This window comes from Mobiluncus sp., assembly GCF_034180645.1.
GTDB lineage: Bacteria > Actinomycetota > Actinomycetes > Actinomycetales > Actinomycetaceae > Mobiluncus.
Map to the genome: position 1 here is coordinate 1 of NZ_JAXFNY010000022.1, position 12,888 is coordinate 12,888.

Consider the following 12,888-nt stretch of genomic DNA (forward strand, 5'->3'; position numbering starts at 1 on the left):
TCGACTTTGTCGGTGGAGACTTCCAGGAGAGGTTCATCCAACGTGACAGTATCACCGACGTTCTTGAGCCATTTTGTGACGGTGCCTTCGGTGACGGATTCACCCAACGCCGGCATCTTAATGGGCTGACCCGTTCCACTCACCGCCGGAGGAACAGGAGTTGCCGGAGCTGCTGGGACCGCCGGAACATCTGACACGGCCGGAGCCGCCGGGGGAACAGGGGGGATCGGAGGAGCCGGAATCTCCTCAGCTTTCGGAGGAATCGGCGGAACTGTCGGATAGGACCACTCAACCTGCGCGCCGCCATCGCTACCAGCCGTGACGGTGGAAGGAATTTCGGGATTCGGCAGTTCAGGAACAGCCGGAGTCGCCGGAGCCGGCGGGGCGGCATTGACTTCTGAAGCCTCGCCGACTTCAGCCAAAATGGTGCCTACGTCAACCGTTTCGTCCTCTGGCACCAAAATTTTGGTCAACACGCCCGCAACGGGACTGGGTATCTCGGTGTCAACCTTATCAGTCGAGACCTCCAGGAGGGGTTCGTCCAGGGTGACGGTGTCGCCAACATTTTTCAGCCATTTCGTGACGGTACCTTCGGTCACCGATTCTCCGAGCGCGGGCATTGCAACTGATTGAGCCATGATTTCGTCTTTCTCCTTTGATTGACTTTCCCGAAGTTTCAGCCGTGCAGCGGTTTGCCAGCCAAAGCCATCGCCGCTTCACCAATCATCTCGTTTTGGGTTGGGTGGGTGTGCATCAGGTAAGCCAAATCCTCGGCATCAGCTTCCCAGTTCACAATGAGCTGACCTTCACCAATCTGTTCCCCGATACGCTGACCCAAGGCGTGGAATCCCACAATCGGACCGTCCTTGACCTGTACCAGCTTCACGAACCCGGCGGCTTTCAGCATTTGCGACTTCGCATTGCCCAACATATTGGACTGCTTCGAGATGACATTGTCCGCGCCGTAAACTTCCTTGGCTTTCGCCTCGGTCAAGCCCACGGAGGCAATTTCGGGTTCGCAGAACGTTACGCGCGGAATGTTGTCATTGGGCACGACACGCGGGTTCAGTCCTGCGATTTCCTCGGCCACAAAGACCCCCTGCATAGTGGCGCGGTGCGCCAACTGCAGACCGGGCACAATGTCTCCGACTGCATAAATATTCCCCACTCCGGTGTGCAGGCGTTCGTTGGCCAACACGAAACCGCGATCCATCGGGATGCCCTGTGCCTCGTAACCCATGTTCGCCGTGTTCGGGCCGCGCCCAATCGCTACCAGCAGGTAATCAGCCCGCAAGCTCTGACCGTCCTCGGTGTTCACCGTCACCCCGGAACCGTCCTCAGCAGCGTCCCGGAAACGGGTCCCGGTCATGAACTTAATCCCGCGCGCCTTGAACGCCTTTTCCAATCCCTTAGAAATATCCTCGTCCTCATTAGGCACCAAGCGTGGCAAAGCCTCAACAATGGTGACGTCCGCCCCGAAAGACTTCCACACGGAAGCAAACTCAACGCCAATGACACCGCCGCCCAAAATGACTACTGAACTGGGAACATGATCGAGGAACAGGGCGTGCTCGGAACCGATAATACGTCCTCCCAGGTTCATTCCCAAAGTCTTGGTGACGGAACCGGAGGCCAAAACGATGTTCTTGCCCTTGAGCACCCGGTCTCCAGCGGTGACCGTATCGACTCCGCTGAGCACGCCGTGAGCGTTGACGAACTCGACCTTGTGGCTCTTAATCAACCCGGATAGGCCACGATGCATTTTGTTGATGATTCCGCTTTGGAACTCCAGCACCTTAGCCATATCGACGCCGTTGAAAGCGGAAATGACTCCCCAATCCGAGGATTCGTGCACGGTATCAGCAACTTCCGCGGCTCTCAGCAAAGCCTTGGTCGGTATGCAACCGCGGTGCAAACAGGTGCCGCCAACTTTGTCCGCTTCGACCAGGGCGACGCTCATTCCCAGAGAAGTTGCTCGCAAAGCACAAGCGTAACCGCCATTTCCGCCGCCTAAAATCACTACATCGTATTGTTCTTCGCTCAATGTTCAACTCCAGTTCTATCAAAGGAACAAAATTCTCAGCAGGTTCATTCTTTCACTAAACGCTTTACATGTGTTAATGCAAACAGGGTGAGAGAAAACTGCCGTTAGCGTCCCATTTCGGCAATGACCCGCAGCAGGGTACGCACCCCGTAACCAGTACCGCCTTTCGGGGTATATCCCCAGGCAGAATCGGTATTAAAACCCGGACCGGCAATGTCGATATGCGCCCACGGGGTGTCGCCCACAAACTGTTTCAGGAAAATCCCGGCCACCAGCATTCCAGCCTCGCGTTTCGAGGAAGAATTCGCGATGTCAGCCACGTCAGAATGCAAGTGCTCCAACAGGTATTCCGGCAGCGGCGCCGTCCAAGCCGGTTCCCCGACCGCCACGGAGGCGTCGCGTATCCAGTCCTTTTGGCACCCCATCACTCCGGCCATGCGGCTACCAAAAGCCACTCTCTGCGCGCCGGTCAGGGTAGCCATGTCAATGACCAAGTCGGGATGCTGCGCCACCGCCATAGTCAAACCGTCAGCCAGCACCAACCGTCCTTCCGCATCGGTGTTGGTAATTTCCACGGTTTTCCCGCTTTTCATCGTAATGACGTCATCGACCCGCGACGCATTACCGCTGACCAGGTTTTCCGCCAAACACAGCCACGCCGTGACTTTCACCGGCAGACCCATTTCCGCCGCCGCTAAGCACACCGATCCCATGGTGGCGGCGCCGGTCATATCCGATTTCATGGTGAGCATGAAATTGCTGGGTTTCAGGCTGTAACCACCGGAATCAAAAGTGATGCCCTTGCCAACCAGGGCGACATGAGCTTTCGCGCCCTCGGGCGCGTAGGTCAACTTCACCAGGCAGGGCTTGCGCTTGGAGCCTTTCCCTACCGCGACGAGGCCGCCGAAGCCCTGGTCTTTGAGGTCCCGGTAACTCCACTTTTCAAAGCTGACCGGCAGGTTCTTGCTGGCTTTCTGGAACGCTTTGGCCATAGATTCGGGGTACAGCTCGGAGGGGGAAGTGTTCACCAGGTCGCGGACTCGCGTGACCGCCTTGACGGTGGTTTGCAGTTGGGCCCGCTCCGCATCGCTAAGAGCATCGTGGGCCGGAATGCACAGAGTTTTCAGGGTTTTGGCGGGTTTGGACTGATACTTTCCAAAACGATAGGCCCCCAGAAGCGCCCCCTCGACCGTGGCCAAGACTTCTTCCCGGTTCTTTGTGGGGAAAGAAAAAGCGAGTTCTTCACTGTTGACGCTACGGGTCACGTTGCCAGCCGCTTCGCGGAAGTTCTGGAGAGTTTCGGCGGTATTGTTCGGGGAGCCGACTCCGACAAACACTACGAACGCGGCGGAAAAATCATGCGGGGAGGGAACCCTGTTGACCTCTCCGAGCTTTCCGGTCACTCCGGCAGCGCGGGCAAAATCCCGCAGGGCGGGAAAAGTGGGAACCTGCAGTTCCTTGCCTTCTTTGGCGACAGCAAGCACCAGGGGAGTGGACAGGGCGGGCAAATCTTTAGAAAAAACATCAATCTTGGTCATACCTGAATCCTACGTCCTTTTTCGGGTTGGTTTGCGGTTTTGTCTCCCCGCCAAGGGGCTCGGCCTGCGGGTCCGCGGTGTCGAAACGGGTGCGCCGTGAATTAATAATTCGGGTTTTTCGGGACGGTTTTGGCGCATAAGAGCGAAATTAACCGGAATTTAACTGCGATTTCTGATGATTTATAGGTGTGTTTCAGGTAGGTTTTAAGGGCTGGTCGACATTTTTGACCGGGTTCCGCAGTGCATTTGCTGCCGGGATTGAATAACTAAAGAACCTACATGTGCACAGAGTTGCACAAGATGGAGGAAACTGTGACTGTCCGTGTTGGCATTAATGGCTTTGGCCGTATTGGTCGTAACTTCTTCCGCGCCGCCCTGGAGCAGGGCGCGGACATCGAGATTGTTGGCGTGAACGACTTGACCGACAACCACACCTTGTCTCACCTGTTGAAATATGATTCGGTGACCGGCCGCCTGGGCAGGGAAGTCAGCTATGATGACGATTCCATTACCGTTGACGGCAAGAAATTTGCCGCCATGGCAGAGCGCGACCCTGCCAACCTGCCTTGGGGCGATTTGGGTGCGGATATTGTGATTGAATCCACCGGCTTATTTACCGATGGTGACGCGGCTCGCGCCCACATTAAGGCCGGTGCCAAGAAAGTCATTATCTCCGCTCCCGCCAAGGGAAACGTGGATGCAACTTTCGTCATGGGTGTAAACCATGAGACTTACGATCCGGCAAAGCACCACGTGGTTTCTAACGCTTCTTGCACCACGAACTGCTTGGCCCCCATGGCAAAGGTACTGGACGACGAGTTCGGCATTGAATATGGTTTGATGACCACTATTCACGCCTACACCGGCGACCAGCGTATTCACGATGCTCCGCACAAGGATTTGCGTCGTGCCCGCGCTGCGGCCCAAAACATTGTGCCGACTTCCACCGGTGCTGCCCGTGCGGTCGCCCTGGTGCTTCCCCAGTTGAAGGGTAAGCTCGATGGTTACGCCTTGCGTGTGCCGGTTATCACCGGTTCCGTCACCGACTTGAGCTTCATCCCGAAGAAGTCCTGCTCGGTTGACGATATCAATGCTGCCATGAAGGCTGCCGCCGCGGGCTCTTTGAAGGGTATTTTGGATTACAACGATGATGGCATCGTTTCGACCGACATCGTCACCGATCCGCACTCTTCGATTTACGATGCGCCTCTGACCAAGCAGATTGACAACATGATTAAGTGTGTGTCTTGGTACGACAACGAATGGGGCTACTCCAACCGCGTGGTTGACCTGACCATGTTCATGGGCAAGCAGCTCTAATCTGGGAGTTTTCGAGTGTGAGAGGACGCCTGCATTTCTACGCGATTTGCGGGCGTCTTCTCGCATTTTCCTAGTGTTTAAGGAAAGGAAATAATATGCTGAAAACTATCGATTCCTTGGGGGATTTGAGCGGCAAGCGCGTTTTAGTGCGTTGCGACTTTAATGTGCCCCTCAAGGACGGCGTCATTACTGACGATGGGCGTATCCGCGCGGCGCTACCGACCTTGCAAAAGTTGCTGGATAGCGGAGCGAAAGTTATCACTATGGCTCACCTGGGGCGTCCTAAAGGCCAGGTCATGCCCGAATTTTCTCTGGCTCCAGTATCGCAGCGCCTCGCTGAGCTGATTGGGGTCAAGGTCACTTTGGCTGAGGACACGACCGGTGCGGACGCGAAAGCGAAAGCTGCCGCCCTGGCCACCGGCGAAATCCTTATGCTGGAAAACGTCCGCTTCGACCCTCGGGAAACCTCGAAAGACGACGCCGAACGCGCTGCTTTCGCTGCTGAAATGGCGGCGTTGGCGGACTGCTACGTGTCCGATGGCTTCGGGGTAGTGCACCGTAAGCAAACCTCGGTTTATGACGTGGCGAAACTGCTGCCCGCAGCGGCTGGTTTCCTGGTGTTAAAGGAAATCGAATCCCTGCGCAAGGCCACCGAGAACCCGGAGCGTCCCTACACGGTGGTGCTGGGCGGCTCGAAAGTTTCCGACAAGCTCGGCGTTATCGCGAACCTGTTGACAAAAGCCGACACCCTGCTGATTGGCGGCGGTATGGCGTTTACGTTCCTGGCGGCGCAAGGATATGCGGTAGGCAAGTCCCTGTTGGAATCCGACCAAATTGACACCGTGAAAGGCTACCTGGACCAGGCGAAACAAAACGGCGTCGAACTGGTGCTGCCGGTAGACGTCGTGGTGGCTCCCGAGTTTAAGGCTGACGCTCCAGCGACCGTAGTGGCCGCCGATGCTATCCCCGAGGACCAGATGGGTCTGGATATCGGGCCGAACTCGGGCGAACTCTTTGCCGCGAAGATTGCCGAGTCAAAAACCGTGGCGTGGAACGGGCCGATGGGCGTGTTCGAGTTCCCGGCTTTCGCGGATGGCACGAAAGCGGTAGCAAAGGCATTGCAGGACGGCACGGCCTTTGGCATCGTGGGCGGCGGGGACTCCGCGGCGGCGGTGCGCCAACTGGGCTTTGACGAGTCCAAGTTCAGCCACATCTCCACCGGCGGCGGAGCATCACTAGAATTGTTGGAGGGCAAAGTTTTGCCCGGTATTGAAGTATTGGAGGCCTAAACATGGCACGTATTCCCCTGATGGCAGGCAACTGGAAGATGAACCTCGACCACCTCGAGGCGATTCAGTTGGTCAATCAGCTGAATCTTGATCTGCAAGATCATCGTCACGACTTTAGCAAGGTGGAGGTGGCGGTCATTCCGCCGTTTACCGACATTCGTTCGGTACAGACCACCATCGACGGCGACGACATGAAGATTAAGTACGGCGCTCAAGACGTCTCCACCCATGACAACGGTGCCTACACCGGCGAAGTGTCTACCGCGATGCTGACCAAACTGGGCTGCACCTATGTGGTGGTGGGTCACTCGGAACGCCGTGAATATCACCAGGAAAGCGACGCTGTCGTTAATGAAAAGGCGCGCAAGGTTCTGGCAGCGGGTATGGTACCGATTATCTGCTGCGGTGAGGCTCTGGAGGTGCGCAAGGCTGGAAAGCACGTCGAGCACGTTTTGGCCCAGATTGCAGCGGCTTTTGACGCTATCCCCACCCCGGACGCCGCCAAGTGCGTGGTCGCCTACGAACCCATCTGGGCGATTGGCACGGGCGAGACCGCGACCCCGGAAAATGCGGAGGAAGTTTGTGGGGCTATCCGCGCCAAGCTGGCAGAGCTTTACGGTCAGGAAACCGCTGATGGAATCCGTGTCCTCTACGGCGGTTCGGTCAAGTCCGCGAACGTGGCTGAGCTCATGGCTCAACCCAACGTGGACGGCGGCTTGGTCGGCGGCGCTTCCCTGAAAGCTGAAGAATTCGGGAAAATCTGCCGCCTCGGCGAGTAACGCCACCGGCAAGACCCCTTAAACTTTCCCGGGGAGGCTATTGATATTCAGTAGCCTCCCCGGGAAAGTTTTTATGACTCTGAGCCAGTCATTACCGCCTGTGCGGTAAAGCTATTTAGAGTATTTCAGATTCAATCTCTTAACTTCATCGGCTTTGCCTAGTTTGAACAGGGCATGAGCAAGCTCATCTTGGGTTATCTCATTGCCAACTACCATGTGAGGAAGGTATTTCTGGGTGATTAACGCCTTTCTCTCGAAGGCTGTCAACTTTTGTGGAGCGCGATCTTTGGGGATCCCCGTGCTCGCTTCGTTATCATTAGGGACCGAACTGTCGTTTTTTCCAGACGACACGGACTCGCCCCCGGACTTCATGACCTGAGAGAACATTTCCTTGATATCAGCCTTGATGCCTCGTTCTTCAGCGTTTGAAAGCCAGAGTTTTTCGCTTCCCTGGTAGCCTCGCACCCAGCCAGATTGCACCAAATCTGCGTCGCCAGTCGAGATCAAAGAAGCTACTTTACCAATCAGTGTCACGCAGTCATCAGCAAAGGCTGAAACTCGATCTCGCATCGCCGTATCGAGAGCGTCAATCAACTTCGCTTGATTGGCTTTGTAGGTCTCATCAGTTTCCCCAGCCTTAATTATCAAATCACGCCGCCGGGCATATTCCTTTGCGAAAGCGGTTAAAGAATTATCTTCACGACGCAATATGTTGTCTACGCTCGCAAAGTCCTTGAAAGCCGCTGCGGCCAATTTAGCGGCATCGCTAATTTCTATATTATCAGTAATCAGTGAACCTAGATTTAGACTATCAATCTTGAAACTCGGTACTGAGTCAATCTGCGTGGAATAAGCCTTTAAATAATCTGGAGGAGGAACGTAAGGTCTGAGACTGTAAATGTATATGTCAGCATCCTTCGCTTTCTCAACGTGTAGTTCAGTGTGTTGTGACAATTCTACGCCGTGTATCCCTGTAAATACAGGGTTTTTGCGCTTAGGCGTGACATACTCCGGCGCACAGATGCCCAACCCCCGGCCCACCAGAAGTCCTCTTGGTGCCGTGTTAGAGCCGGCGTTTTGCTGATACCCCTAGGAATGCAGGTTCGGCAGGACGAAAACGCCGGTGTTTAGCGCCACGCCCGCCAGTGCCGCGCCGATACAGACAAAGATGACCACGCCAATTAGCAGCGTGGCTTTCACGGCGTACCCAAAGTCAAACTGGGGCTTCCAGGTATAGCCGATAGTGTCCATGATGGCGGTGGAAAAGGTCGTGTATGCCCCCAGGAAACCAGCCTGCAGCACGTCCGCCACCGTGTGTGTGGGCAGCTGGGCTTGCAACGGGCCACCCATGACGACATCGAGCCACGGCGCGGTCGCGACCCAGCCCACCAGGAAACACCCCGTGATGTTGACGAAAATAATTCCCCAGCCGCCCCACAAGCGCTTCCCCGTCACGGTTTCACTGGGATATTTGTCGCTGCGCTTCTCCCGGAACTTGTCGATGAAGTGCGTGGACAGTTTGTCCATGCCAAAACGGGCGGCGGCGCCCAGTCCTCCGCCGAGGGCTATGAAAAGGGGAATCATACCGACCTCCCCGTGTTGTTAGCGCTGGTCGATGCTGGTGCTGGGTCAGAAGGCCGGGTGGGCGCGTTTTCCAAAGACTCAGTGGACGACTCGGCGGGGGAATCCGGTGCGGACAAGGGCGGCAGGGAGGTCGGGTCGTTGGCGTTGGGCAGGGTAAAGTCGGCGGGGGAGTCGCGGTATATGTCGCCGGACACAAAAGCCCGCCGGGTCCCCAGCCACAGTGCTAACAGCCCCACCGGCAGGGATACGGCAAACATGGCAATCAGCTCCAGCAAGTGCCCCAGGTGAAACTGTTGATAAATGACAATCTGCCACACCGGACCACCGTAAGTCCCCAGTCCTCCGCAAAATCCGGTGCCAATCGTCAGCTTCAGGGCTTGGGTGCGGTGACGATGCGGATTGGACACCAAACGACCCGTCAAATATGCCAGCACCACCACCGAAATGAGGTTCAAGATCCAGGTGTCGATGTTGACTCCACCGCCCCCGACAATGACCCGGCAGAGGCCCTCACAGTTCGGCGACGCCGCCACCTTTTGAGCCACCAAAGACCCGCCCCAGCGCAGCAGCGACCCCATCGCCCCACCGCCAAAGACAGCGATTGTGGCGCTGAGAGGGGATAAATCTTTGGGGGTTGCGGTCACGAAATCATCTTAATACCCGGGTCGTGGTATCATTGCAAGGCTGAGTCCAGAACAGATAAACACAGAGGAAAACATGTTATTTGCTTTCAACATCGTGGCACAGGTGCTTTTGGTCATCACCTCGTTGCTGCTGATTTTGTCCATCTTGATGCACAAAGGCCAAGGCGGCGGCATGTCCGATATGTTCGGCGGCGGCTTGACTTCGGCTATGTCTTCTTCCGGGGTGGGTCAGCGTAACCTGAATTTTTTGACCGTGGTGGTGTCTCTGGTGTGGCTCTTTGCCATCGTGCTGTTCGCCTTCACTATGGATAAGCCGGCGGCTCCTGACGCCAAGGGAAATCAAATGCCTACCGCGCCCATAACGGCACCGGCCAATCCGACCCCGGCTTTGCCGACCAGCCCCGCTCCGGCTCAAAAGTAAGCCGGAATAAATCTTAGAAGTGGAAGCCCCGGAATAATCCGGGGCTTCCACTGGTTTCTGGGGTTTTTGTCTAGGCTTTCGCCATACTTTCTTTCGCTTTTGCGACCACGTTTTCTACGGTGAACCCGAAGTGGGCAAAGTTATCCGCACCGCTTGCCGGAGTACCGAACGTTTCCACCGAGACGGCTACCCCCGCATCTCCCAGATAGCGATACCACGGCATCGCCAGTCCGGCTTCGATGGACACCCGGGCGCGGATTGACGCGGGCAAAACCGATTCCCGATAGGCCGCGTCCTGTTCTTCGAACCACTCCAGGCACGGCAGGGAAACGACCCGTGCCGCCACGCCCTCCTGAGCCAGCCGTTCTCCGGCTTGCAGAGCCAGAGCGACTTCAGAACCCGTCGCCAGCAAGATTACCGCGGGATTGTCCCCAAAGTCTTTCAGTACGTAGCCACCGCGCGCTACATTTTTTGCACTGGCCAAGCCGGTGTCCGCCCCACGTGCGGGATTGGGCAGCTTTTGACGGCTCAACGCCAACCCGGCCGGACTGCGCCGCCGCATAATCTCTAACCAGGCATACGCGGTTTCCGCGCCGTCTGCGGGGCGTACCACCGCCAGGTTTGGAATGGCGCGCAAGCTGGTCAGTGTCTCTACCGGCTGGTGGGTAGGTCCGTCCTCGCCGACCCCGATAGAGTCGTGGGTCCACACATAAGTGACCGGCAGCTTCATCAGCGCTGACAGGCGCACCGCCCCGCGCATAAAGTCCGAGAACACCAGGAAAGTCCCCGCATAGGGGCGGGTTAAACCGCTGGTGGCGATGCCGTTGAGAATTCCTGCCATAGCGTGCTCGCGCACCCCGAAGTGCAGGTTGCGGCCCCATTCGCTGACTTTCGTCCACGCCTTCGTGGCGCGGTCGGCGGGAGCAAAAGACGGTTCTTCGGCGATGGCGGTGTTGTTGGAGCCTGCCAGGTCCGCGCTGCCGCCCCACAACTCGGGTAGCACGCCGGCCAAAGCGTTGATGACCTTGCCGGAGGCGGCGCGGGTGGCGATTGCGGTGCCGGGCTCGAACTGCGGCAGTGCCGACTCCACATCGGCGGGCAGCTCCCCGTCCTGCAGACGTTTCAACAATGCGGCCTGTTGCGGGTGGGCTTGCTGCCAGGCGGCAAAGCGCGGATTCCATTCTGCGCGGAACTCCCGCGCTCGCTTCGCGGCGTTTTCCCTGGTAGCGGAGACAATTTCGGCAGGAATGTCGAACATCTTAGTGGGATCCAGCCCCAGCGCGGTCTTGAGTCCCTCCAGCTCTGAGGAGCCCAGAGCGGAGCCGTGAATGCCGCCCTGATTCTGTTTGTTTGGCGAAGGCCAGCCAATAATGGTACGCAACTTAATAATCGAGGGTTTGCGAGTTTCGGCTTTTGCGGCCTCGAAAGCGGCAAACAGAGCCTCCAGGTTTTCCACGTAAGACCCGTCGTCTTGCACCCAGGACACTTCTTGGTAGTGCCAACCCTGGGATTCAAACCGGGCGCGAATATCCTCAGTGAAGGCAATCTCAATATCGTCCTCGATAGAAATCCGGTTTTCGTCATACAGATAGATGAGGTTTCCGAGTTCCTGAGTACCCGCCAGAGACATCGCCTCGTAACTGATGCCTTCCTGCAGACAGCCGTCCCCAGACACCACGTAAATGCGATGGTCAAAGGGGCTTTCGCCGGGAGCAGCGTCCGGGTCCAGCAGCCCGCGCAAGCGTCGCTGGTCCATCGCCATCCCGACCGCTGCGGCAATGCCGGTACCCAGAGGTCCGGTGGTCACTTCCACGCCGGGCTGGTGACGGTATTCGGGATGGCCGGTTAGCAGCCCGCCCGCGTGACGGAACTGTTTGAGATCCTCCAGCTCTATTCCGTAGCCAGCCAGGAATAGCTGCACGTACTGCAGAGCCGAGGCATGTCCGGCACTGAGAACGAAACGATCTCGGCCCAACCACCAGGGGTCTGCCGGATCGCTGCGCATCACATACTGGTAGAGCAGGTAAGCGGCGGGAGCCAGAGAAATCGGGGTTCCCGGGTGTCCGTTACCGGCGTTTTCTACCGCGTCTGCCGCCAGAGCCTTGGCGGCTTTAATCGCCTGTTTGTCCAGCTCACTTGCCACAAATGTCATAACTCATCACCTAAATTATCGGAAAGTCGGATAGATACTCGCGGATTTTGTCCCCGTCACTCGATACTATAAAAAAACCGGGTGAAAGGGGGAGGATATGGGCTCGCGACCTGCCCCCGATTTTGCGTATCCGGAACGGCTGGACCCCCAACCCTACTTGGACTATCTGGCGGTGGAGCGCGGTGCGTCCCCGCATACCGTAGCGGCTTATACTCGGGACCTACGGCGTTACGTAGCGTTCCTGGTCGCTAACGGTGTCAACAGTCTCGATGAGGTGACGTTGCCGGTTTTGGAGGCGTTTGTACGTGCGTTGGAGGCAGGTTTTGACGATTATGCCGCGGTGGCGCCCTCCTCGGCACGCCGCGCCATCGCCAGCGTGCGCTCCTGGCATCGCTATGCTTACGAAACCGGCGCGGCTAGCTCGAACCCGACGAAAGGCATCGCGCCTGCCAAGGTCAGCGCCCATTTGCCCACGGTGTTGACCGTGGAGGAAGTCCAGGCCCTGCTGGAGGCCGCTAGTGCGCCCGGTGACGACAATGCGTTGCGAGATCGGGCGCTGTTGGAGTTCCTCTACGCGACGGGAGCCCGGATTTCCGAGGCGGTTAATCTGGCGGTGGATGATATTGATCTTGATGAGGAGATTCCGCTGGTACGTCTGTTTGGCAAGGGCCGCAAGGAGCGCCTGTCCATGTTGGGTCACCTGGCCAAAGACGCCCTGGAAGCGTATCTGGTCCGGGTGCGCCCGGGCTTGGCGGAAAAGGGGCGTTCACAAGGGCGGGTCTTTTTGAATACTTTGGGGCGGCCTCTCAGTCGGCAAAGTGCCTGGGCGATTATCCAGGCCGCGGCGCAGCGCGCCCAGATTACCGTTCCGGTTGGTCCTCATACTCTGCGGCATTGTTTCGCCACGCACCTGTTGCAGGGCGGCGCGGATGTCCGTGCGGTGCAGGAATTGCTCGGCCACGCCTCCGTGACCACCACGCAGATTTACACGAAAGTCTCGAACGACATGCTCCGGGAAGTCTACGCTTCGGCACATCCGCGTGCGCGATGGCATCGCGAAGCGAGTGAGCCATCGCGTTGATGGCGGAGGCGGCGTAAAAGCGCCGTCTGGGGGACG

Annotated in this window: 12 protein-coding genes; 5 read left to right on the plus strand and 7 right to left on the minus strand. The window is 57.5% G+C overall.

Going from position 1 to position 12,888, the window contains the following annotated elements; genetic code table 11:
• The 3 genes from SPI05_RS08905 to SPI05_RS08915 all read right to left on the minus strand — a co-directional run.
• A partial coding sequence (locus tag SPI05_RS08905) for a biotin/lipoyl-containing protein (RefSeq protein WP_321077755.1) occupies positions 1-638 on the minus strand: 638 nt, incomplete at its 3' end.
• A 38-nt stretch (positions 639-676) separates the two neighbouring features.
• Complete coding sequence (gene lpdA, locus SPI05_RS08910) at positions 677-2,044, minus strand: dihydrolipoyl dehydrogenase (RefSeq protein WP_321077756.1); 1,368 nt, start codon at positions 2,042-2,044, stop codon at positions 677-679.
• A gap of 104 nt (positions 2,045-2,148) precedes the next feature.
• On the minus strand, positions 2,149-3,582 hold the full coding sequence (locus SPI05_RS08915) for a leucyl aminopeptidase (RefSeq protein ID WP_321077757.1): 1,434 nt from the start codon (positions 3,580-3,582) through the stop codon (positions 2,149-2,151).
• A 312-nt stretch (positions 3,583-3,894) separates the two neighbouring features.
• Here SPI05_RS08915 and gap point away from each other — a divergent pair, with 312 nt between their 5' ends.
• From gap to tpiA, 3 genes are all read left to right on the plus strand, one after another.
• Positions 3,895-4,902: a type I glyceraldehyde-3-phosphate dehydrogenase gene (gap, locus tag SPI05_RS08920; RefSeq protein WP_321077764.1), complete on the plus strand. Its 1,008-nt coding sequence runs from the start codon at positions 3,895-3,897 to the stop codon at positions 4,900-4,902.
• A 98-nt stretch (positions 4,903-5,000) separates the two neighbouring features.
• Positions 5,001-6,191, plus strand: coding sequence for a phosphoglycerate kinase (locus SPI05_RS08925; RefSeq protein WP_321077765.1), 1,191 nt, complete (start codon positions 5,001-5,003; stop codon positions 6,189-6,191).
• 2 nt (positions 6,192-6,193) lie between these two features.
• Complete coding sequence (tpiA, locus tag SPI05_RS08930; RefSeq protein ID WP_004010716.1) at positions 6,194-6,970, plus strand: triose-phosphate isomerase; 777 nt, start codon at positions 6,194-6,196, stop codon at positions 6,968-6,970.
• 111 nt (positions 6,971-7,081) lie between these two features.
• Here the strand turns inward: tpiA and SPI05_RS08935 are convergent, their stop codons facing one another.
• From SPI05_RS08935 to SPI05_RS08945, 3 genes are read right to left on the minus strand one after another with little or no spacing between them, the layout of a single operon-like run.
• The gene (locus SPI05_RS08935) at positions 7,082-8,011 is read right to left on the minus strand and encodes a hypothetical protein (protein WP_321077758.1); all 930 of its coding nucleotides are present in this window, start codon (positions 8,009-8,011) and stop codon (positions 7,082-7,084) included.
• Between the two features lie 48 nt (positions 8,012-8,059).
• Complete coding sequence (locus SPI05_RS08940; protein WP_321077759.1) at positions 8,060-8,554, minus strand: CrcB family protein; 495 nt, start codon at positions 8,552-8,554, stop codon at positions 8,060-8,062.
• Positions 8,551-9,198 (minus strand): fluoride efflux transporter FluC, encoded by a 648-nt coding sequence (locus SPI05_RS08945; RefSeq protein ID WP_321077760.1) that lies wholly within the window; start codon positions 9,196-9,198, stop codon positions 8,551-8,553. Before SPI05_RS08945 ends, SPI05_RS08940 begins: the two co-directional genes overlap by 4 nt.
• Before the next feature lie 73 nt (positions 9,199-9,271).
• On the opposite strand from SPI05_RS08945, the gene secG reads away from it, so the two are divergent.
• On the plus strand, positions 9,272-9,619 hold the full coding sequence (gene secG / locus SPI05_RS08950) for a preprotein translocase subunit SecG (RefSeq protein WP_321077761.1): 348 nt from the start codon (positions 9,272-9,274) through the stop codon (positions 9,617-9,619).
• A 70-nt stretch (positions 9,620-9,689) separates the two neighbouring features.
• Here the strand turns inward: secG and tkt are convergent, their stop codons facing one another.
• On the minus strand, positions 9,690-11,771 hold the full coding sequence (tkt, locus tag SPI05_RS08955; protein ID WP_321077762.1) for a transketolase: 2,082 nt from the start codon (positions 11,769-11,771) through the stop codon (positions 9,690-9,692).
• 97 nt (positions 11,772-11,868) lie between these two features.
• Between tkt and SPI05_RS08960 the strand changes: the two genes are divergently transcribed.
• Positions 11,869-12,852, plus strand: a complete 984-nt coding sequence (locus SPI05_RS08960) for a tyrosine recombinase (protein ID WP_321077763.1) — start codon at positions 11,869-11,871, stop codon at positions 12,850-12,852.
• Positions 12,853-12,888: the final 36 nt, after the last annotated feature.